Annotated in this window: 16 protein-coding genes; 5 read left to right on the forward strand and 11 right to left on the reverse strand. The window is 57.0% G+C overall.

Translation table 11 applies throughout. The annotated features are described in order from the left end of the window. The first annotated feature begins 73 nt into the window (after nucleotides 1–73). Complete coding sequence (locus H0921_RS02890) at nucleotides 74–865, forward strand: hypothetical protein (protein WP_194536499.1); 792 nt, start codon at nucleotides 74–76, stop codon at nucleotides 863–865. A 40-nt stretch (nucleotides 866–905) separates the two neighbouring features. Further along, nucleotides 906–2102 carry a tRNA pseudouridine(13) synthase TruD gene (truD, locus tag H0921_RS02895; protein ID WP_194536500.1) on the forward strand — a complete coding sequence of 399 codons (1197 nt, stop codon included), beginning with the start codon at nucleotides 906–908 and terminating at the stop codon, nucleotides 2100–2102. On the opposite strand, the gene H0921_RS02900 is transcribed toward truD, so the two are convergent. From H0921_RS02900 to ubiE, 5 genes are all read right to left on the reverse strand, one after another. Beyond that, a complete protein-coding gene (locus H0921_RS02900) occupies nucleotides 2062–3459 on the reverse strand; it encodes a hypothetical protein (RefSeq protein ID WP_228498903.1) in 1398 nt (465 codons plus the stop codon). The genes truD and H0921_RS02900 overlap by 41 nt on opposite strands. Nucleotides 3460–3526: 67 nt before the next feature. Continuing rightward, complete coding sequence (locus H0921_RS02905) at nucleotides 3527–4366, reverse strand: sugar phosphate isomerase/epimerase family protein (protein ID WP_194536502.1); 840 nt, start codon at nucleotides 4364–4366, stop codon at nucleotides 3527–3529. A gap of 28 nt (nucleotides 4367–4394) precedes the next feature. Further along, on the reverse strand, nucleotides 4395–5960 hold the full coding sequence (locus H0921_RS02910) for a trypsin-like peptidase domain-containing protein (RefSeq protein WP_194536503.1): 1566 nt from the start codon (nucleotides 5958–5960) through the stop codon (nucleotides 4395–4397). 47 nt (nucleotides 5961–6007) lie between these two features. Continuing rightward, entirely contained in the window at nucleotides 6008–7093 is a 1086-nt protein-coding gene (locus tag H0921_RS02915) for a uroporphyrinogen decarboxylase family protein (RefSeq protein WP_194536504.1), read from the reverse strand. 42 nt (nucleotides 7094–7135) lie between these two features. Continuing rightward, entirely contained in the window at nucleotides 7136–7882 is a 747-nt protein-coding gene (ubiE, locus tag H0921_RS02920; protein ID WP_315851832.1) for a bifunctional demethylmenaquinone methyltransferase/2-methoxy-6-polyprenyl-1,4-benzoquinol methylase UbiE, read from the reverse strand. A gap of 166 nt (nucleotides 7883–8048) precedes the next feature. Here ubiE and H0921_RS02925 point away from each other — a divergent pair, with 166 nt between their 5' ends. Both H0921_RS02925 and H0921_RS02930 read left to right on the forward strand, forming a co-directional pair. Further along, complete coding sequence (locus tag H0921_RS02925) at nucleotides 8049–8642, forward strand: hypothetical protein (RefSeq protein ID WP_194536505.1); 594 nt, start codon at nucleotides 8049–8051, stop codon at nucleotides 8640–8642. After that, complete coding sequence (locus tag H0921_RS02930; RefSeq protein ID WP_194536506.1) at nucleotides 8636–9715, forward strand: M24 family metallopeptidase; 1080 nt, start codon at nucleotides 8636–8638, stop codon at nucleotides 9713–9715. The genes H0921_RS02925 and H0921_RS02930 overlap by 7 nt, the downstream gene beginning before the upstream one ends. A gap of 29 nt (nucleotides 9716–9744) precedes the next feature. Here the strand turns inward: H0921_RS02930 and ccsA are convergent, their stop codons facing one another. The 4 genes from ccsA to H0921_RS02950 form a co-directional block, all read right to left on the reverse strand. Continuing rightward, entirely contained in the window at nucleotides 9745–13131 is a 3387-nt protein-coding gene (gene ccsA / locus H0921_RS02935) for a cytochrome c biogenesis protein (protein WP_194536507.1), read from the reverse strand. Between the two features lie 103 nt (nucleotides 13132–13234). Further along, the gene (locus tag H0921_RS02940) at nucleotides 13235–13888 is read right to left on the reverse strand and encodes a hypothetical protein (protein ID WP_194536508.1); all 654 of its coding nucleotides are present in this window, start codon (nucleotides 13886–13888) and stop codon (nucleotides 13235–13237) included. Between the two features lie 183 nt (nucleotides 13889–14071). Beyond that, nucleotides 14072–15199: an NHL repeat-containing protein gene (locus H0921_RS02945; protein ID WP_194536509.1), complete on the reverse strand. Its 1128-nt coding sequence runs from the start codon at nucleotides 15197–15199 to the stop codon at nucleotides 14072–14074. A gap of 212 nt (nucleotides 15200–15411) precedes the next feature. Next, on the reverse strand, nucleotides 15412–16848 hold the full coding sequence (locus H0921_RS02950) for a Gfo/Idh/MocA family protein (protein WP_228498904.1): 1437 nt from the start codon (nucleotides 16846–16848) through the stop codon (nucleotides 15412–15414). Between the two features lie 454 nt (nucleotides 16849–17302). Between H0921_RS02950 and H0921_RS02955 the strand changes: the two genes are divergently transcribed. Continuing rightward, complete coding sequence (locus tag H0921_RS02955; RefSeq protein ID WP_194536510.1) at nucleotides 17303–19762, forward strand: DEAD/DEAH box helicase; 2460 nt, start codon at nucleotides 17303–17305, stop codon at nucleotides 19760–19762. 48 nt (nucleotides 19763–19810) lie between these two features. On the opposite strand, the gene H0921_RS02960 is transcribed toward H0921_RS02955, so the two are convergent. After that, a complete protein-coding gene (locus tag H0921_RS02960) occupies nucleotides 19811–20758 on the reverse strand; it encodes an STN domain-containing protein (RefSeq protein WP_194536511.1) in 948 nt (315 codons plus the stop codon). 253 nt (nucleotides 20759–21011) lie between these two features. Next, nucleotides 21012–21509: a hypothetical protein gene (locus H0921_RS02965; RefSeq protein WP_228498905.1), complete on the reverse strand. Its 498-nt coding sequence runs from the start codon at nucleotides 21507–21509 to the stop codon at nucleotides 21012–21014. Between the last annotated feature and the right edge of the window lie 212 nt (nucleotides 21510–21721).

The following is a 21721-nucleotide window of genomic DNA, read 5'->3' on the forward strand; positions in this document are numbered from 1 at the left end:
CAGTGCGGAAGAATCCGATTCTGCCGATTTCTCCAATAAGGGCAATCAGAACAAAGTGCAGGGATTGGAAAAGATGAAGAAAGACATAGGGTATAAAGTTTGCTTAAGCACGGCGCGAAAACTCTGCACTTGGCTCGGTCTTCTGCTCCTCAGCTCCACAGGGTGCATCAGCCATAACTACGGGGGGTTAGCGCTCTCTCAAGAGGTGGATTTATACCACTCCCTCCCCTTAGTGCAACGCAACCGCGTCTACATCTTTGCCCTAAGCGGTCTGAATCCGCTGCATGTGCAACAAGTTTCCCGATGGCAAAACCAATGGCAAGAAGCTGGCTATACCAAAATTGCCACTGGCCAAGTCCCCTTCCATCTCGGATGGATGAAGCACCAGATGCGGGAGATTCGGTCTGAAGATACCGACGCTGTTTTTGTCGTCGTGCTGCATCCCTCGGCTCGTTCCTCTGCCGAGCGTTGGATTCAGGAGTGTCAAAACGAGGGACTGCCTATTGCTCAGGTCGTGGTGCTGGAGGATGAAAAAACATCGCCTGGCGATCCGGAAAACTCCTCTGATCTTCTCGTGATCGACGACACTCCTCAAGGTCACGCTCACCTGATTGCACTCCTCGACGCCTTGGCTCGCGAACGTGTAGCCAAGGGGCCTCGTCAGATATCTACCTCGTGGCATTATCCTTTCGCTCCTCCCCCTCGCCCTGCGAGCGACCCTCAGCGCTTCCCGCAATGGTCATTTTTGTTCGACGACCGGCCCTTCACGAACTCGCCGTCGTCTTTAGGGAAGTCGCTATCGGATACCCCATCGTCCACCTCCACGGATCGCATCCGGACTGCGCCGCTGCTCCCCGGCCAATGACTGCGGAATAGACGAGACAGAGCAGCATAGAATATGCCGTATGAAGCTCCGCCAAAAGCCTGAAGATTTCCAGGTAGAAGAAATAACCGATGTCGTACCCGGCAACACGGGTGAGTTTGCTTTCTACAAGCTCGTCAAAACAGGTTGGACGACTCCTGATGCGCTAGCTATCATTCGCCGGAAGTGGAACATTCATCATCGGCGGATTAGCTACGGCGGGCTGAAAGACCGCCACGCCATCACGTCGCAATACTTCAGCATTTTCCGCGGTCCGCCACAGGACTTGGAACACCTGCGGTTCCAGGTGAAATATCTCGGCCAGCTTGTGGAACCGTACACGTCCACGAACATTCGGTCCAATCGGTTCACAGTCGTCATGCGGGATATGTCCTTGCGAGAGGCAGAGGCTGCCGCCCAGGTAGCGGACAGCGAGGTGGCGGCCATCGGCTACCCGAACTACTTCGACGATCAGCGCTTCGGTTCGGTGGGGGAGGAATCCGCGTTCATCGCCAAATACATGCTCCAAGCCAATTGGGAAGGCGCCCTCTGGCAAGCACTGGCTGCGCCTTATGAGTATGATCGTGCGGCCGATAAACGACTCAAGCAATTATTGCGGACCCACTGGGGTCAATGGACCAGCTTGCGGGAGTTGTTACCCCGGAGTCACGCGCGGAGTTTGGTCTGTTACCTGGCGGATCATCCCCAGGATTACAAAGGGGCTGTGGCCCGCTTGCGCCCGGAACTGAAGGGATTATATGTCGCCGCCTACCAGAGCTGGCTTTGGAACCAGACCCTGGCAGTTTGGCTGAAGCAGAGTGTAGCCGCAAGCGACCTTGTGACCCTAAGGACCAAGCATGGCGATTGGCCTGCGCCTCGCCGCGTGCCGGATTCTCTGCTCTCGCATTGGACGGCGGGACGTCTACCTCTGCCCTGTTCCCGGCTGAAACCTCACGGCCACGAATGGTGGCTTCCCCTCCTCCAACAGGTGCTACACCATGAGGGATTGACCCTGGAACGCTTGAAAATACCCGGTTTAGACCGCCCCTTCTTTCCGAAAGGGGAACGGGCTGTATCCGTCCGGCCTACCCAGTTGCGCTGGAATATAGCAGACGATGAATTGCAATGCGGGCAGGTCAAACTCGTGCTGGAGTTCGAGTTACCCCGCGGTTGCTACGCCACGATGTTGGTCAAGCGCCTCATGGCTGGCGTGTCAACTCCCGGAACGCCTCGCAAATGAGGGGAGCCGCCTCTGGCCCGACGCTGTTGATTTCGCCGTATTGAGCCTTCCTAAGTCCGTAACAGTAAGGCGGCTTTTCATCCCATTGCCGCTTCGGAATGATGTAACCAATCTCATCATTACCCAGGCCGATGATCATGCGATGTCTCCCCTTCTTCATGTGGGGATAGATGGCCGGTTCAATAGGCGCATCGGGAAAGTCCGCCCCGGAGTCCACAGGGTCTTGGACCTTTCCCAGCACCAACTCCGGATAGATTTCGCCCGGTATGACGGCAACTTCCAAATCTCCAAGCTGGAGATAGCCGACTTCGGTCTTGATCGCAACCCGCCGGGAGACATCTTGGGTTTCAACAAACTTGGCGGGTGAAGGATTGTTGTCCCAAACATACAACGGCCGTTGCAGGGTCCCCACTTGCCAGCCCAAGCGGTACAACTTGTTGTCCACTGGAACCAAGATAGATTTACGGCGAATGGTAAAGGGTGTTAGCCGCAGTGGTTCGCTCTTTTGCAAGGCTTTCTGGACCGCATCAGCGACCAAGCGGCCATAACGCTCTGCCTTGGCGAACGTGCCATCTGTCAGCTCTTGGCCTTTCTCGTCTCGGACCGCTAACCCCAGGGGTGTCATCAAACCCCCAACGGTGCCGGTGAAGTAGATCACGGGGCATTGATATTTCGCTCGCAAAGCCTCGATGACATAGTACGGGAAGTCCGCCGTCAACTCCGTATTCTTGGAGTCCAGCACTTCGGGGTGGTTATTCCATTGAACGAGCAGCCCCAGCGATCGTTCGGTGGCAGCCTCGGTGAAGCGAAGGGCGACCAACTCATCGTGCAATACGATGGGTTGCCGGCTATCCCGGAGCAACTCCGGGGCATTGACCCGTCCGATGTGCGCCTTGGCCGGCTGGAGTGCCGCTTCGGCTGTCCGGATGGCTTCCACGCAACCGTCTTCCAACTTTTTCATGTACTCAGGGTCCACACCGCTTTGAATCGGACTCGGACCCCACAGACCGAGCGTATCGGGTCCCTCGTGATTATGCGTTGAGGATACCAGGATGTAAGAAAAGTGGGGACAACGAGACCGGATCCGCTCCACCGTTGGCAAAAAAATGCCAATCACATCCACACTGACCAAAGCAATTTTCTCATTCTTCGATGCGAGCACCACGGCACGGGCCATGATCGAATCATGGACTTTCGTGGCTCGCCGATTGTGGCCGAATCCCGCCAGATAAACTGGTTTCTTGCCGAGTTCCGGGGTAATATCCTTGTGGGCATACCCGAAGGATAGCTCCTGAGCTGTCCCTTCAGAGACCCAAAACAGCACGAGGCATAAGGCCCACAGGCCGACTCGATTCATGGTACACCTCGGAAATTGCAAGGAGAAACATCTCAGGCGTCTACCAAGAGAAAGATCGATCAGGTCCTCAACGCTTGGAAAAGGGCGTAACTTTTTCGGCACATTCCTTCAAATAACGGATGCTTTCCCGTGCAATAGTCTCCGGATCAGGGCTGTAGTCAAAAACCTCGACGGAAATCCAGCCGGTGTAGTGGATATCCCAGAGTGCCTGCAAGATGGGGCAGAAGTCCGTTGAGCCGAAGCCAGGACCCCGTTTATTCGGATCGTTGGCATGGAAGTGAGTGAGCCATGCGGCATGTGTACGGATGATTTCCGGGATGGGAAGAGCTTCCGAGGACATCGCCTTGACATCGAGATGCAAGCGGACGTAGGGGTGATTCAACCGCTGGGCTAGGGCGACCGCTTCCGTTGCAGTGTTGAGAAAATTGGTTTCTGTAGGAGAGAGCGGTTCCAGGCATAAATACACCTGGCGTTGTTCCAACGCTTTCAGGCAATAACTGAGGGTATCCAGGGCAAAATCCTCAGCCTTCTGTCGTGACCATTCAGCGGGATAGGTTCGTTGAGCGGGCGAACCCAACACGAGGATATTCCCGCCCAAATCCGCAGCGGCATGGGCTAATTCCGCCAGGTACTCTCCGGTGCGCTGCCGCACGGCGGGATCGGGACTGGTGAGATGAAACCCCTCGGTGCGAGCCAGTAACCAATGCAGTCCCAGGATTTGGACCCCCGCTGCTTGAGCCTGGCGTCGCAATTCCGCACGCTGAACGGCTGTGACCTCGGTAATGCGGGGTGCCAAAGTGAAGGGAGCCACTTCCAAACCGGTGTAACCCAACTCGGCGATTCGGGCACATATGCGGGCGTGTTCCCAACCCTCGAATGTCTCATTGCAAATGGCATATTTCCTCATGCCTGTCTCTCCTTTTTGTTTTTTCCCTTTAGGGAACAATAAGCTCCCGAGGTCGCGGTGGAGTTTCCGTGATGTCGATGAGAGTGAGTGTCAGAGTTTTCTGATCTTTACAGGCAGAGTAGAAAGCCGCAGGACTCGCCACAGGCTTGTGATTGACGTGTGTGATCAGCCAACGATCCGTTGATTCCCCCAAGGTTTTGAGTTTCCTCTCCATCGGCGATCCTGGGATAATTTCACGAATGCACACTCCGGGCAAAATCGGCGATGCTAACGCCAATGGTTGAGTTCGCAGGCGCAAGGTCAGAATGCTGGAATAATCGACGCGCAGGCCGAACACAGGAGAAGGACGTACCGAAGCGATAAACGGCTGGGGATTGTTGAATTTGGCCAAGGTAGCCGTTACGGTGCGCGGTGGTCCCAAGCGGGGCAGCACCGTCAATTCCACTTTCGACCCGGCTAGAGCCGCTCCAATGTGAATCAGCAGATCGTCATACGATTCAATCGGATAACCGTTGATGCGGATGATGAGGTCGCCAGGGCGAAGACCGGCTTGATCGGCGGGTCCCCCTGGATTGACGGCTCCGATTTCCACTCCCTGTTCGCGCCGTCCTCGGCTCTCGGCTAAGGTGACACCGAGAAAGCCATATTCTACCTCTTCCCCTCGGCGCAACACTTCCAAGATGCGGCGAAAGTTCTCATCGGCAGGCAGGGCATAGCCGGGGCCGATCGAGCGGTCGTAGACCACCGCACCGGCTGTCACCAATCCCAACAATTCCCCGTCGAGATTGACCAAGGCGGCGCCGCTGATATCGGAAAAGGGACGCACATCATGTTCCAGAAGCACCCCGGATTTGTAGTAACTGGACTGTTTGTCTAGGGGCACATCCCCATCACCCCGGAGCAGACTTAAACGATGACGAACGTTGGTTAGGCTGCCGAAGGCCGCACTGGGTTTTTCCAATCGCAGTTCGCCCCGTCCAGAGTAAGCTAGCAATACCACTAGGCGGCCGGGCGCCACCGTCGCCTTGCGCTGCGGCAGATCGTAAAGTAGCACATCGGCGAAGCGGATGGGAACCAACCCATCGGGAGGCCGAATGAGCTTGAGAACAGCCAAATCCGATCGGGCATCTGCCGCATGAATATCGGCGTAAGAGCCGCCCTGCGCCGTGTGAACGTAAATTTTCCTGGCTCCCTCGATGACGTGATACAAAGTTAGGATCAACCCTGATGTATCGAGTACCACTCCACCGGCGCAGCCGTGTTCGGCGATCGCTTGGGGATCGCTCAAGTCCAAATGTTTCGCCAAGCGGATACGGGACGGCGAAGCATCCCCTTTGATGAACTCCCGCGGATCGAACGCTCCCAATTGACCTGCCGGTGCATCGGGCGGCCGTGGCGGATAAAACTCACTGCGCGAAACAACAATGGCCACCACTCCTGGCCCTGCTGTCTTAACCACGTTTTGCAGTTGCCTCTGAAAGGCTTCCAGCAATTCGCGCCGGTCCACTTCCCGCGTTTGAAGGAATCCTGCGGGAGCCAAACTTACACCCAGGCCGAGATGGATGAATGCTATGATTAATACACATTTTTTCATATCTCGAGCTTCCGCAGCCTGAAGAAGGATGCAACTTTCCTGCCTATTTAGAGAATCTCACGAGTGCGGCGCCACTCCTGAACAGCTTGCACGTAGGCCGCAAAATTGGCAACCGGTGTATCCTTGTCCAATCCGTGATTCAAATTGACGATATGCCGTTGCCCGCCGCTCGCGTCCAAGCAGCGCCACACTGCCCGGCGTACATCTTCCGGCGTGCCCTCCCGAAGGATGCGGAAGTCGATATTCCCCTGAAAAACCAGGTGAGGATAGCGACGCAAAGCGGCTTGCAAATCGTGACGAGTCCCTAAACTGATCACATTCGCCCCGCTAGCACACATCAGATCGAGATACGAACATTCTTTGACAAAGAGGATACCGGGTGCTTGGCGAACCGCGGCAAAGATAGCCTGGTGGTGCGGTTGTGCCCAGATATCGTATTCCAACGGATTCAACATCCCCGCCCAGGAATCGAACACCTGATAGACATCGGCCCCGGCCTCAATCAGGGTGCGCAGAAAGCGAATCGTGGCATGCTGCAATCGTTGGAGTAATTCTTCCCAGGCTCTCGGCTGTTCGCCGACGAATCGCCGGGTTTGCGGCAGGTCTTTGCCCGTCGCAATACAGTAGGTCGCCACAGTGAAAGGAGCACCGGCAAAAGCGATAACGGGTAATTGGCCTGCTAGTTCGGTTTTCACGCGGCGTAACAACTCCAGGACGTGGGCATAGTGGGAGGGCGAAGGTTCGGGGTCCAGTCGTTCGACATCGGCCAAAGTCCGCACGGGTTTTTCCGGCACTGGCCCGGCTCCACTTTGCAAGGTGAAAGGCAAACCCATTGCGACAGGCAAGGTCGTAATGTCGTAGAAAAGGATGATGGCATCCACGCCAAAGCGGCGAGGGCAGAGAGTCGCCTGGACAGCACTGTCCACATCCTCGGTAAAATCAAAGAATGGCCGGTCGGCGCGAATCCGCCGAAACTCCGGGTCCCATCGTCCTGCTTGGCGCATGGCCCAGACAGGCGGCCGTTCCACTTGTTCTCCGCGGATTGCCCGCAAGAGCAAATGTTCTGGTGCCTTCTGGCGACTTGCAGTTATTGCCCGCTGTTCCAACTGGCTCGCAGTCTCCGAGGACCCCATGATTGCCTTGCCTCACGGCTTGTGCATTTTGTCGATCAAATTTCAACGCATCTCTGCTGGCTTGCGTCCCGTGTACAGTGTCGCAATCCCTCCCGTGAAGGGGACGAACGCAACATCCCTCAATCCATGAGATTGTAAGATCGCGGCCAATTTTTCGTAGTCCGGGAATTGCAACACACTCTCCGGCAAATAGCGGTAGGCGGAATAGCGATTGCGACATAACAACTGGCCTATCAGGGGCAGCAGATAGCGGAAGTAAAGCGTATATAGGCTCCCCAGGATTTTGCGGCGCGGGCGGGAAAACTCCAGGATCGCCAAGCGGCCGCCGGGACGCAGTACGCGGATCATCTCCCAAAGACCACGGTGCATATCTGTGATATTCCGCAGTCCGAATGCCACACACACCAGGGCGAAACTATTGTCGGGAAATGGCAGGTATTGAGCATCCGCTTCCACGAAAGTGAGGGAAGCTGGGCATGGCTTCAGGTGCGCCTTGCGTCGAGCTTGCTGGAGCAACTCATGGCAGAAATCGGCTCCAACGATCTGTGTGCTCGAAGGAGCGACCTGCGCATAGGCCAAAGCCAAATCGCCGCTGCCCGTGCACACATCAAGAATCGGACCCTCCGCCGCAGCAGGAGGAGGCACTAAGGCCACGACTCTCCGCCGCCAGGATCGGTCGATATTGAGGCTCAGGAAGTGATTGAGAAAATCATACCAGGGCGCAATCTCGCTGAACATGTTGCGGATGCGCTCTTCTCGCTTGTCGATCCAAGTCGAAGTTGTGTTCACGATTTCTCCCGTCTAGTCCTATAGTGATAATAGCAACCGCTACCCGGACTCACCTAAGGCCAACGATGCTTTTTCTGCATGAGGCCAAAGGCTCCACGGGCAAGTCGAGAAACTCCTAGGGATATTGATGATGCTGGAATGCCGCGCGTGGAGGATCGGACCAGCCGTGCTCTCGTCCGCTCCAGCCTCCCTGCCTTGCTCGTCCTCTCAACCTAAACGCTGGCATATCTGGGACGCTCAGGACCAGAGTCTGCGCGGCGTGGTGACCGAACATTTGGGTCCCGTGGCAACTAGCTTACGGCGTTGGTTGAGGCTTCATCGCTGCCCGACCACTTGGCATTTTTGTGAAACCCCCGATGAATCCTTGGTCTTCACGTTCAGCCTGAGGTGGGGCTGGCGCCGAGGGATCGTCCGCGATGCCTTGCACTGCCCCATTGGCCACATCAGCCTGCGCAGACCTCCGAGTGTCTGGCTGACCTTCCCTCACTCGCAACCGGCTCCCTGGATCGTCCAAACCAGCTCCAGCGGTTGGGAAATGGAGATCGTCTGGCCGCAGGAACCGCAGAGGAAACTGACCGTCACCGCACTGAGTGGTGGGGATAATCTTTCCCCAAGGGATTGTGTCACGGTGCGGATTCCATCTGAGTTGGATGACGAACCCTTCATAAAAATGCTCCTGTTGGCGACAGCGGTGCTGCAACTCCATAACAACATTGGCAGGAATACGCCCAGGACTTTGTCAGGAGTGCCGTCATGTTGACACCGGAGGGCTGCCGCCGCCGCCGCGAGCGACTGGTGAACCATCTGGGATGGAAAACTCCCGTGGTGCTTGCGGATCCCATCCACTTGCGGTATTTGGCCGGTTTCCACGTCGAAGCCATCCACCAGCATGCTGATTTCGGAGCTATCTTGGTTCTCTTCCCCAACGGAGACGGCCGCCTTTATTACGACAGCCGACTGCCGGGTGCCAGCGCACAGGTGGAACAGCATGAGGCCTTAGTTTGGTACGACGGCCAATCACCTGGCCGCGGTCCCCGGCGGTTGATATTCGAGCCGATCTTGAACCAGTATGGAGGTCGCATTCATGATGCACTGACAGACCCTCAAGCTCGCGAGATCCACACCGCCATCTCCCAGCTCCGCCGCGCGAAGGACGAAGACGAACTGGAAATGATCCGGCGTTGCCTGCGCGCCACGGAAGCAGGGCATGCCTGGGCACGCCAGCATCTCCAAGCGGGTATGACAGAATTGGAGGTTTACAGCGGCGTCACTCAAGCGGTGTATCAGTTTTTAGGCCATTGGGCTGTGGTGTACGGTGATTTTGTGGCTGCCAAGGGGAAGAAACGGGGCGGCCCGCCGACTAACTACCGCCTGCAACGGGGAGATACTTTCATTCTGGATTACTCCGTCGTCCTCGGCGGTTATCGCAGCGATTGCACGAACACTCTCTGTGTCGGTTCAGTACCACCACGACAGCAAGAGCTTTACGAGGCTTGTCTCGAAGCGATCCGTGCCGGCGAATCTGCCCTTCGCCCTGGTGCCACAGGCCAACACGTGTATCATGCCGTCCGCGATGCCTTCCGCCGCCGGGGTTTAGAGGCATTCTTTACAACGCATGCCGGCCATGGCTTAGGACTTATGCATCCGGAGCCGCCCTTCTTCGTTCCTCACTCCACGGAGGTGCTACAAGTCGGCGACGTCGTTACCCTTGAACCCGGACTATACTGCGACGACTGTGGAATGCGTTTTGAACATGTATATCGCATCACGGAAACGGGTTGCGAGCGCCTTAGCGAGCACACTTTAGCCCTGGCCTGCACCTCCTCACAGTGATGGCCCCAGAGAAAAGGTGGAAGAGGTTTTCAGGTGCGTGACGGCTGGAGGGGGTAGCTTGTCAACGCCTGCTGCCAATTGGCCCGAGACCACAAGCGGTTCCAAGGTACCAATCCAACGATGAGCACGGCGCCGTGCAAAGCCCAGGTGATCGTGCAGCCCAGGGCCAATTTGTTGTTGAATCCATAAGCATGCAGGCCCACGCCGAGTTGATTGGTGCCGAACCAACTCCAAGTGGTGATGATGTTTCCGATCACCGCCAGCAGGGCCATCCCGCGCTCTTTGACTAGCCCCGCCCAGCGGGCATGGAGAATAAGCGCATTCCAGATGACAATCATCACCGCGCCGTTCTCTTTGGGATCCCAGCCCCAGAATCGCCCCCAGGACTGATCCGCCCAGATGCCGCCGAGAACTGTACCGGTGAAGCTCAGGAGCGTCGCAAAGCACACAACTGCATAGATCATCTGGCCGAGCATACGCCCGACTTCCATCGACCGGCGTGCAGAGCCTTCTCCCCAACTTACAGACACATCCAGCACTTTTTCGCGGGGTAAGATCGAAAGCAACACGTAAACCAGCCCGATTGTTCCAGCAACATAGGTGGCAGCATAACCCAAGGTGATGGTCGTCACGTGGGTGGCCAGCCAGAAATTGGTATCCAACACCGCCTGCATCATCTCCAGGGTGTCTCCGCTGGTAGCCAGTTGATGCGCAATCAGAGTGGTCAGGAATCCCAACACAGCCCCGACCATGTTGGCAACGCTGATCGGATAGATGCGTTCCAAAAGCAAGCACAATCCCAGAACGGCCCAACCGATAAACACCGCGGAGGAATAAAGATTGGTGACGAAGACCAGGGGGCGATCCATCAGGTACATGCGTGACAGCAGGGTGAAGCTATGTACGGCAAACACTACCACCAACCACCACCAGACACACCGGCGGAGGAAGTCGCCCTTGTCGGGATTGAGGGGCACCAACACCCAAGCGGACAAGCACGCCATAGCCGCCAAAAGGTACATAATCATGCAGTGGTAGAAGAGTGCCGTGTCGTTGAGGAAAGCCTCGAAAGCCACGCGGCGCCGCTGAGCTGGGGTCAGATGCGACTGCACTAGTTCGTTATATCGGCTCACTGCAACCCGCCATTCTTCCGGCTTGCCGAACCGATAAGCGCGCAACACCTCCTCCCATGCAGCTAAAGCCGGGTAGCGCTCCGCCGCCTTCCGCCGCGCTTGCAGGGCTAGCTCATCGAGAAACTGATTCCACTTCTCCTGATCCTGGGCGGAAACAATTTGCAGGACAGAGCGGCGATATTCCTCCAGACTCCGGAAAGGGAGCGAACTGCCATGCTTGGCGTTCAATTCTTCTAAAGCGATCCGATCGGCTAGCTCCGCAGGTGTTGCCCACTCGGCCTCGCCGTGGATGGGGATCAGCAGAGGTGCCCGGCCGTGGGCAATTGCCAGGAACCCTTTCTGAATTTGGTGATCCAGTTCGAGCACCTTAGTCTCAAACAGGTCTCGATCTTTGGGGGCACGTTCCCGCGCGCGGGCTACGGCTTCCATGAACTGTTGTAACTGCTCGCGGTTGCCGAGCATCTCGCGCAGGGAGTAGCGGAGACCCTCGCGGGCGGGCAGTCGCAACAGGTCTCGCACTTGGTCATTCTCAATGCGGAACACGGGGACATTGGCCGCCGGTGAGGTCAATCCCGGCTCGTGGGCCGCCACCTCAAAGAACCAATGAATTGCTGGCTTCTTCTTGCCGTCCGTGTCGGTGAACTCCTCAGCATGGGTGATCAGGCGCAGATGCACGCGGGCAAAAGTGTCCAACGGCTTCAGTCGCCCGCCATCCACGACCGGCAACCGCCCAGCATCTCGCAACTCCAAGGCCGACGTTGAACGCTGGGGAAAGATAGAGCTGGCGAGATAGAGCAGCGCCATCCCGGCTCCCACGACTGCCGCCGAGGAGATGGCCCTGGAATGAATCCCATACACCGCTGGTGCTGCCACCGCTTTCGGCAACCGCCCTTTGGGGGAGCGGAAGTCCCCCCTCTTCGTAGGACTTTCTGACGAGGCCACGGGACTATCCAACCCCGGCCTTGAGGTCTTCAGACTGACTCTGGAATCCGAGCGAGAAAAGGCCCGATTCAAGAACTGGAAAAGATAAAGGCCAAAGTGGAAGATCATGCCCACGGCCACGAGAACGCAGGAGATATATGGCAGCAGCCAACCGGGATTGCGCACCACTTGGAGGATCGTACCTCGCTCGTCCGGCGTATAACCGGATTGGTAGAATGCTTCGCCCCGGTAACGGAGCGGTTCATTCATACGGATCACCACCTCGCGCTGCTGGTTGTGTTCGGGATCATGGAGCAGTAGCCGGCTGGAATAATTTTTTGGAATATCGGTTCCCAAATACCGGTCAAAGCGGAACTCCAAGAGTGTAAGAGTGAAGGGCTTGTAATAGCGGGCATGGCGGAGGATCAGGCCATAGGGAATCCCATCTATCGGGATGATTTGCGCTTGGCGCTGCCAGAGAGTGACCAAACACACACCAAGCTCTTCTTCACTTCCTTTCTTTAGTAGTCGCACGTAGGCGGCGGGAAAATCGATGCTTTGTGAGTTATCGACTCCCGCCACTTCGGGCCGTGGAACCACCACATGATCTTGGCCAAAACCTATGGTCGCCGGATTGGCCACCCCGCTTTCCGGCCCTTTCCACGGCAGCAAATCACTATTCGGCATGTAGCGCAAGACCATCAGGTCCACGGGTAGATCGGGATGGGAAATCTTCGTTCCCTGGCGAGCCGCTTGGCGGAGTAGGCGGGCAGGTACGACTGTGACTTGATCCGTGCCGTCGTCGAGCGGACGCAAGAAAGCCAATTCGTAGTTGCGGCTGTCAAAGGCGTAATTGGCTGTCTCGCCCGGTTGGGACAGCACCATCTGCTGTTCGATCTGGAATTCGCGGGTGATCGCCTCCCCGACAAAAAGCAGGAGCAGGCCAAAGTGAAGGATGAGGATCCCCAGGCGCTTCCAAGTCCAGCGGAAGCGGACCAGGTGGGCAGCCAGCAAGTTGAGGAAGAGCAAGCCACCCAGAAGTTTACCGGCAGGATACGGAAAGCGGAACCAGGAAGGAGCTTGGACCTTAGGGTCCAAACCCAGAAACACCTTGCCGAACTCGATCAGGTGCTGTCCATCGACGATAACAATCCAGGACCAGAAATACTGATCCACTACTGTCCAGATGCCTGCTGACTTCTGCGCCAATGTGCCGAAAAATACCAGTCCCAGAGAAAAGACAAAGAGGACCACTGTCAGTTGGAGGGAAGCCAACGGACGCAGACAGCGACGCCACAAAGGCACAGTGTAGGGAGGCCGAATGCTCTCAGGTTCCATATATTCCGCCGCGGGAGCACTCATGATCGACTCCTGAACCTCAAATCCGGTTCCTGACAATATCGGCTTGAACAGCTCTGGCCACCCGCGCGATTGCCAAGCCCATCATGACTATCAAGGCGAAAAGTTATTGGGCGAAGGGTGGCATGCGGTTTTTCCCACCGGGTCCAGAAAAATCGACCCGGTAGGCTTTCACATCGCCCAACTTAACCTCGGTCACTACGCTTGAGAGATCCGCCTCTTTCACCGGAGGCAAGCCGACCTCTCCCCGCCAGCGATTGACATTGTCTAGAAGCGAGCCACCGAAGGGCTGGGACAGATACAACTCCGGTTGTTTGCCCTCTCCCGGCGGCAGAAAGGTCACAAGGCGCATCGCTCGCGGAGGAGCTGCTTTCCAACCAGACGGTGGCGTGTAAGTCAGGCTGGCCGAGTCTGGTGACACTCGTATCGATTGTACAAACGCATCAAAGGCCCCCACGTGAGGCTCGATTTGCTCCACCGGACCGCTGAACTTCACAAACCAACTCTCTCCTGGGGATTTGGGAATTATCAACCCCAGTAAGCGCATCCCTTTCCCCTGGATGCCTCCTCCCGGAGCAGCTACCTTGTCGCTTTCCTTCTCTCTAGGAGCATTGTAAGTGCGGATTTCATCCGTGGGGCCACAGCTATTCAGCCCGAACATCAAGAGGGTGACTAGAACCACGGCGGCTTGGGGGTACACCCTCAGGATTTGCAGAGGAAACTCATTAGGAAGGTTGCGGAATTGCGGTCGAAAAGACATAAGAGATTTCCAGCACACGCTTGGAGAAAAGTCGCTTACGGCAGGCTAATGACATTGTACCAGGGGGTCTGCCGTTCGTCAAGGGAGCCGAAGCGCCAGCCCGTCATGGAAGGCGAAGTTCTCCGGGCCAGAATCGGCTCGGCCAAAGCCGCAACAGCCTCGGTTTGCCCGCCGCAGCAGCGATCAATTCACTTTCTGCAAAAGGGTGATCCGACCCGTGGACACCCATTCCACGACGAAGATGTTGCCTTGGTGATCAAACGTGGCATCGTGGGGATGGATGAACTTACCGGCCGGCCATTCATGGGGCTGAGTGCGGATCGGCTTCATTCCTTTGCCCAAGCTCGCGACCACTTTCTCGCGCCAGGGTTTATCTTCGCCCAAGTGGACGATCGGCCGGTTGTTCCGATCCAGCAGAGTGAGCCGAGCATGCAAATCAGCGATGAGGAGGACATCTCCCCGTGTTTTCGCATGGGCTGGGAAGAGCACTAACTCCCGCGGCTTGGAGGCCTCCAAAGCCTTGCCCTGAAGGTCAAACCACTGCAGGCGGGCATTTGCGCGATCGCATACGACAAGCACAGGATGCTGCGGCTGGCGCATGTCCAACCAATGGCCATGAGGCGTACGCAATTGCCCGATCTTCTCCCCGCTTCCCCCATAAACCCGGAGCAATCGCCCATCCTTATCAAAATCGAGCAGGTAGTTGCTACCGTACCCATCTCCTACCGTAAATCCTCCGTCTGGCCGCCAAGAGAGGTTGGTTGGGTGGAACGGTTTCTTGGGGTCCTCATATTCGGCACAGGGAGGCCGCTTGAGGGTCCAAACGATCTCCCCCTTTAGGGTACACTTCACCACTTTCAATTCCGGAGTCCAGGTGTTGCACAGATAGATAAACTCTTCGCGTCCCTCTTTGCGGATTTCGATGCCATGTCCGCCTCCATGCCAGGCTCTGCCGAAAGAACGCACAAACTTGCCGCTCCCGTCGAAGACCAGCACGGTGTCCATCTGTTTACCAATCCCTTGATGGGTGATGTACACCAAGCCCTCGCCGTCGATCGCCACGTTGTGCGTGGTTTGCCAGGTGTAATCCCCAGGTAGTTGGCCCCAATTGTGAATGCAGCGGTAGGTGTGCTCCCCACTGCCAATGACAGGTTGCAGGTCGATCCCCCGGCGGCTCATTCCCAACAGGATCGGGCCGGAGCAAAATACCAACCCGGTCCCAACCGTTGCTTGGGTCAGAAATTGACGACGGTGTATACTACTTGGGCCTGCCTCATGACACTTCTGGCCGCCGCTACGCTCTGTCATCATGGCAAACTCCAAAAAAGTCGTTCCCTCTTTCAACACACTTCTTGACACACTCCATAGGAGATATCCGATACGCTCTCAGCATAAGAAATCCTGCCTGCTCGCCAAGAGAAACTCTGGGAAGCAGACAGGGCGAAGGAATTACGAATAGCTTTCGTTTTGGACTTCGTGGTAAGGGCAAGCCTGCGTGGACAGGGCCGGTTCAGATCCTGGGTTCAAATCTTGTCGGGAACGACGAACGGCGGGCGGTACTTGCGGGTCAGCAGAGCATTGGCCTCCGGATCGTTGCGGAATTGTTCGAGCTTTCCGTCGAACTCCAGTTTGCGGCCGATTCTCCAGGTGGTCCCTTCGAGTTTGACCCCGTTTTGGCTCAGGTGCTCGGCCACACGTTGCAAGGCTTCCGAGGCAAACTCATTGCCCGCGATGATCTGCCGTTTGGCATCGAACGGCTCCTCCTTGCCCAAGCGGTAGGAGATATTGGCCAAATGGCATAGACCACTGGAAATGTGCCCCTCTTCAATCGGAGCGTGCAACTCCTCGGCTTTTCGACTGCGCACGCATTCGATGAAGTTCTGGAAGATGCCACCACCCTTGCGGCGCGTGGGGCTGGTCACCTTGGCTAATGGTTCCCCTTCTCCTCGACCCTTGGGGTAGAACTTGCCACCGGCAACCACGCCTTCTTCAAAATGCAAGACGTTACCGATGCCTTGGCCGTAGTAGGGGGGAGTCTTGAGACCCCGGACCTCGAACATCAGTAACACCGAACCGTAACCCATGATGGCAATTTGCGTATTGGGCGTCTCTCCTTGATCGCGATAGCCCAACCGGCCTCCAAAGCTGATGACCCAATCCGGCCAAGTAGCACCCGGAATCAGCCAACGGGCGATGTCCATCTGATGCACTCCCTGGTTGCCGATGTCACCATTGCCAAAGTCCCAGAACCAATGCCAATTGTAATGGACGAGGTTGGCATGATGGGGCTGCTCCGGTGCTGGCCCTAACCACAAGTTGAAATCGACTTCCGCAGGCGGCGGCGAAGGTGCCTTGAAGCCGATACTTCCGCGAGGTTTGTAGCACAAGCCGCGGGAAACGAGCAGCTTGCCGTATTTTCCGGATTGGACTAAAGCCTGCAGATCCAGCCAGCTCTGGCTACTGCGGCTCTGCGTTCCGTGCTGGACAATTCGACCGTACTTCTTCGCGGCCTCCACCGCTATACGGCCCTCATGGATGTTGTGCGAGCACGGCTTTTCCACATAAACGTCCTTGCCCGCTTGGCAGGCCCATATCGTCATCAGGCTGTGCCAATGGTTCGGCGTTGCGATCGCTACCACATGCACACTTTTGTCATCCAGCACGCGCCGGATATCGGTTTCCGTTTTGGGAGCGGGCAGGTTCTTGCTGGACAGAGTGGACAGATGCTTGCGATAGGTCCGGCGATCCGGGTCCACCAGATAAGCAATCTCGACATCCGGGATGCGAGCAAACTCGGCTACGTGAGCGCCGCCCCGGCCATTCAAGCCCGCGACTGCGACGCGAATGCGTTCATTGGCTCCCAGAACTTTGCCAGACGATTTGGTCCCCGCAATCGTCACCTGAGCCGCCACAGCCAAACCAGTGCCCAGAAACACACGCCGACTCATAGTCTTGGCCATCGTTATGTCCTCCAATAGATAGTCGGATTCCGCGAGCCACAGCCGGCACTATCGTGTCCCTCATCACACCTTGAACCTTATCCTTGGTCCTGAGAGTGGGAGGCTTCATTGCCCCCCTTCTCCCGTCAAAGCTGGTTACGTACCTTTATTTTGCACGATAGCCGCTCCCGATGCACGAAAAAAATCCTGCCGCTCTGAGTTTCCGACTTCGTTTGTCGGATCTGACCCCCTCATGTCCACCGAGTGCGTAAGAGGACGAACTCGGATTCCTTCTCTTTTCTCTTCATGGCCTTAGTCGACTTGCTGGCCGTGGGTCGATTCCAACCCGACCCCTGGTCCAGGTTTTGCCGCAACGGAGGCTGCCTTGCCAGTTCTCATTGGAAACAAAGCAAGCCAAGCGTTACTGCGGAAGGCTCTCTTCGGGTACAATGGCGAAAAAGCTTTGGGAAAAACCATGAATCTACACGCTCAACACGAGGCTACCGCATCGCTTTCGCGCTCGGAACTGGCGATGCGCTACATCGAGCAGTTACCCTACCCTCCATATCCGGTGCAGGAGGAGGCCCTCTTGGCCTGGTTCACCTCCGAGCAGGGGGTCATGGTTTGCGCTCCGACGGGAACTGGCAAGACGCTCATCGCCCAAGCCGCGATGTACGAGGCCTTGCACACCGGCAAGGTGGCCTATTACACCACGCCGCTCATTGCGCTGACGGAGCAAAAGTTCGCCGAGATGCAGGCCGCCGCAGTACGCTGGGGATTCACTCCGGACGATGTGGGACTGGTGACGGGAAACCGCCGGGTCAACCCCCAGGCTCGCGTGTTGGTCGTCGTCGCTGAGATTCTCCTCAACCGGCTGTTGCACCCGGAAGGATTCCATTTTGAAAATGTGTCGTCCGTGGTCATGGATGAATTCCATAGTTTCGCGGACCCGGAACGAGGAATTGTTTGGGAACTGACCCTCAATTTGCTGCCCCGGCATGTGCGCTTGCTATTACTTTCGGCTACCGTGGGCAACTCCTTCGAGTTTCTCCACTGGCTGGCCAATGTCCACGGACGGCAACTGGAATTGGTCGAGAGCACCGAGCGGAAGGTCCCCCTGACCTATCGCTGGGTACCGGACAAATTTCTCAACGAATTGCTCATGGAGATGGCTCAAGGGGATGAGGACAGCCGTAAGTTACCTGCCCTGGTCTTCGTATTCAATCGGGACGAATGTTGGACTGTCGCGGAACAGCTCAAGGGTTTGGATTTGATGACCCCACGGCAGAAGGCAGCGGTCAACCGCGTGTGCGACCAACTCGATTGGTCCCACGGCGCCGGACCCAAGCTCAAGCAAATGTTGCGGCGCGGCATCGGCGTCCATCACGCCGGCGTTCTGCCTAAATACCGCCGCGTGGTGGAGGACTTGTTCGAGCGCAAACTGCTTTCCGTCGCGTTGTGTACCGAGACTTTGGCTGCGGGGATCAACCTGCCAGCACGTTCTGTGGTGCTGACCTCGCTCGTCAAAGGGCCATTCGGAAAGGAACGGCTGATCGATGCCAGCACCGCTCATCAGATTTTCGGGCGTGCAGGGCGCCCTCAATATGACAAAGAAGGCTTCGTCTTCGTACTGGCGGATGAGGACGATGTGCGCATCCTCCGCTGGAAACAGCAATACGAGCAGATTCCCGACACCACCAAGGACCCTGCCCTGCTCAAAAAAAAGAAGGAACTCTTGCGGAAGAAGCCCACACGCAACACTCAGAAGAAATACTGGAACGAGGCGGAATTTGAAAAGCTGCGGCGGGCACCCCCGGCTCGTCTCTACAGCAAAGGCCCGTTGCCTTGGCGGCTGCTGGCCTATCTCCTGAGCGTCTCGCCCGACGTAGATGCCATTCGCTCCTTCGTTCGCAAGAGACTTCTCGATGGCCCGCGGGTGGAAGCCGGACTCAAACAGCTCCGACAGATGCTCCTTACCCTGCATCGCAAGGGATTCGTCGAACTGGACCCCCCACCGCCCCCGGAACTGACCCAACCCCAGGCGATCGTCCGACTGCTCTCCGACTACCAGCCGGCGCTCGCCCGACCCACCCCAGAGTTGCCCAAGCTGTTGGCCTTCCGCGGCTGCCATCCGCTCTATGGCGTTTACTTGCTGGATTGGATGGCCGAAGCCAACCGGGAGGAACGCATCCAACTTCTCGAAAGTCTGCTCGACCTTCCCCGGCCTCTGCTCCGCTCGGTGCGGGTTCCTTTTGATCTGAGCGGCGGACCGCTAGAGCGGAACCGCCTGGACCCGGAACTGATCCAGCGTGGCTTACTCACTGTCCAGCTTCCTCAACGGCAGCGGCCAGGCCCGGCGGATGATCCTGATGACTCTGATTCCGACCCTGCCCATGCAGCCCAGGACGACGAGAGCGAAACCGGTGAGGAAGAGGGACGGCTTGTCAACGAGGAGGGGCGCCCCCTCGTTCTGGCCGAGAAAGCCCGCTGCCTTTTCGACGAATTGCATCCCGACGTGACGGATTTGGAAACCCAAGCCGTCTGGGTCGCTGGCGAGGTCCTCCGCTATGGCGATTTCAACAAATACGTCACGACCCGTGACCTCATCAAGCAGGAGGGGCTGATCTTCCGGCACCTGTTGCGCATGATCCTCCTGCTGGAGGAATTCGCCCAATTGACTCCCCCCGGAATGGCAGCAGAGGAGTGGCGCGGGGAATTGCGCGACATTGCCCGGCAGTTGACAGGGATTTGCCATGCCGTCGATCCCACCAGCACCCAGCAGGCCATTACCAAGGCCCACGCCGCAGACCTGGTGGAAGGGGAAGCTCAACCGGCCGCGACCGTGCTCGAATTGCCTTCCGGACCGAACACCTTGGAACCGGCGATCGATTATGCAGCGGAGATCGAAGAGTTCCAAGCAGGCATTCTGGATTGAGGATCAAGCCCAAGCGTGGTCTAAAGCCGACTGGAGCCGGCAAGACTGTTACTTATCGCGGGCCGGCTCCGAAGGCACGGGTTCTTTGTCCCCGCTCTTCCTCTTCTCAGGGGCTTTTTCCGGCCCCTTTTCCGGGGCAGGCCGGGCCGGGGTTTCTTTTCGCTCCGCTTCTGGGACTGGAGGGACGCCGGGTTCAATTCCAGGGAAACCAGGGACGACTATACCCCCTCCTCCTCCAAATCCGCCAAAACCGATCCCTGGGCCACCGATGGGCAGGTTGGGGATAGTTCCCGGCGTGGGTGGACCGCTGGGAACAGGACCATCCGCATCCGCACGTAGTCGTTCGGCCCGCTCCGCAGAAGTGATGAACAAGATGTTGTTCATTCGCAGGGCACGCAAATCCGCCACTTCAGCCAATAATCGCACTGCACTCTCCAGGGGAACATCGTCCAATTTCAAGGTGATTGCAACTTGGGCCTTGTCTTTCAGCCGCGGATCCACCACGAGATTCGCCCCGGTCTCTGCCGCAAGTCGCCGAATAACCTCCGCAAAGGGGGTCCCCTCCCAATCGACCTTCACCCGCTGCCGCAATTGCCGAGCCACCACCAAATCCTCGCTGGAGATGACGATCCCTTCGCGAGTCAACGCATATTGCAAGTTGTAAGGGGCCAGAATGCGCCGCAGGGCATCTTGCAGCTTGACTTGCTTCAACTCGATATTGACCGATGGATCATGGGGGTTGATGCCGAAATTCATCACGTTAGGGTCCAGGTGAATCGGGATTTTCGTCCGCTCCTTGAGTTCATCCACAACTTCCTTGAGAGAGCGGTTCTGGAAGACGAGATCGCATGTTTGATCTAGAGTTTTCCGCCAGGATTCGATCGGTGTACTGGCCGCCGGCGGGTCCGCGGGAACCGGTGCTGCCATGAATCGGTTGGCGCCCCACACACCGGCCAATAGCACAAACACCCCTCCAAATACCAATTGTCTGTTCATGTGCTTTTCTCCTGGAGCTGAGGTCGTACCTTGGTCCCTTTCCGCACAGTTGGATCCGAGAACTCATCTTCCGACGGGAGACCTCACTGGGCATAACGCAGTTAGCTTCTTGTTGTTGGCCACAGCCCCAACTTTGTTAGACGACTTACCACGGCCGGCACACTTGTTGATGAGTCTTTGCAATTCCGCAAGGGAATATCCACGCTCTTGCCGTCAACTCCGGCTTCTTTCAAGCATGCAGCCGTCTTGATACTTACTCACGTGTCTCGAATTGATGTCGCAGGCGGATGCTATTGATGTCCAAGGCTTCGAGGATTCGCAAAACCTGCTCGATAGGTTGGCCGGTGTCCATAGCCCAGAGGATGACGTGGAGGTTTTCCTTACCGGCGGCGAGTTGATCGAGAATAGCATCGAGGAGGGGCTTACAGTCGTGAAATTCGCGTTGCAGAAGTCCAAAGTCTCCCCGATCTAACTCGACCCAGAAACATTTTCCTTGGAGGTGTTCGACCCAGCGTGCGCGGAGATATCCTTGCCAGTGTTTCGCAACCCATTCTCGAATGCAGGATTCGCCCAGATCATATCCCGCTTTTTGACTTTCGATCCACTTATGGCGATTGGCCTCTTCGATACTGTCGCTGAAGACGCTTTTGGCAACGACACCAGGAACTCCGTTTCCTGGAGCCGTTCCCCCCGGTGGAGGTTTCTGCCCCGTCCGGGACACACTGTCCTGAACTAATGAACTGGCGTTCATGGCGGCCAACCCACTGCGGGAAACACGGCAACATCCTTTCTGTCCGTTATCCCTCGGAGATAGTCCATTGTACTGAAACTGGACACCGGCGAGCAATACGAATCCTCGGTCCGCCAACATTGGGCGGAATGTGTCACTTGGCGGTCCCAATTCTTCAGGTGCCGTTTGAAAATACTGTAGCACACAAAGTGACTGAACGTGCCAAGTCACTC

The organism is Thermogemmata fonticola (assembly GCF_013694095.1).
Lineage (GTDB): Bacteria > Planctomycetota > Planctomycetia > Gemmatales > Gemmataceae > Thermogemmata > Thermogemmata fonticola.

Excerpts from the sequence above, each read along its gene's own strand:
- H0921_RS02890 (WP_194536499.1), top strand. The coding sequence starts at position 74 with ATGAAGAAAGACATAGGGTATAAAGTTTGCTTAAGCACGGCGCGAAAA.
- truD (WP_194536500.1), top strand. The coding sequence starts at position 906 with ATGAAGCTCCGCCAAAAGCCTGAAGATTTCCAGGTAGAAGAAATAACC.
- H0921_RS02900 (WP_228498903.1), bottom strand. The coding sequence starts at position 3,459 with ATGAATCGAGTCGGCCTGTGGGCCTTATGCCTCGTGCTGTTTTGGGTC.
- H0921_RS02905 (WP_194536502.1), bottom strand. The coding sequence starts at position 4,366 with ATGAGGAAATATGCCATTTGCAATGAGACATTCGAGGGTTGGGAACAC.
- H0921_RS02910 (WP_194536503.1), bottom strand. The coding sequence starts at position 5,960 with ATGAAAAAATGTGTATTAATCATAGCATTCATCCATCTCGGCCTGGGT.
- H0921_RS02915 (WP_194536504.1), bottom strand. The coding sequence starts at position 7,093 with ATGGGGTCCTCGGAGACTGCGAGCCAGTTGGAACAGCGGGCAATAACT.
- H0921_RS02930 (WP_194536506.1), top strand. The coding sequence starts at position 8,636 with ATGTTGACACCGGAGGGCTGCCGCCGCCGCCGCGAGCGACTGGTGAAC.
- ccsA (WP_194536507.1), bottom strand. The coding sequence starts at position 13,131 with ATGAGTGCTCCCGCGGCGGAATATATGGAACCTGAGAGCATTCGGCCT.
- H0921_RS02940 (WP_194536508.1), bottom strand. The coding sequence starts at position 13,888 with ATGTCTTTTCGACCGCAATTCCGCAACCTTCCTAATGAGTTTCCTCTG.
- H0921_RS02945 (WP_194536509.1), bottom strand. The coding sequence starts at position 15,199 with ATGATGACAGAGCGTAGCGGCGGCCAGAAGTGTCATGAGGCAGGCCCA.
- H0921_RS02950 (WP_228498904.1), bottom strand. The coding sequence starts at position 16,848 with ATGGCCAAGACTATGAGTCGGCGTGTGTTTCTGGGCACTGGTTTGGCT.
- H0921_RS02955 (WP_194536510.1), top strand. The coding sequence starts at position 17,303 with ATGAATCTACACGCTCAACACGAGGCTACCGCATCGCTTTCGCGCTCG.
- H0921_RS02960 (WP_194536511.1), bottom strand. The coding sequence starts at position 20,758 with ATGAACAGACAATTGGTATTTGGAGGGGTGTTTGTGCTATTGGCCGGT.
- H0921_RS02965 (WP_228498905.1), bottom strand. The coding sequence starts at position 21,509 with ATGAACGCCAGTTCATTAGTTCAGGACAGTGTGTCCCGGACGGGGCAG.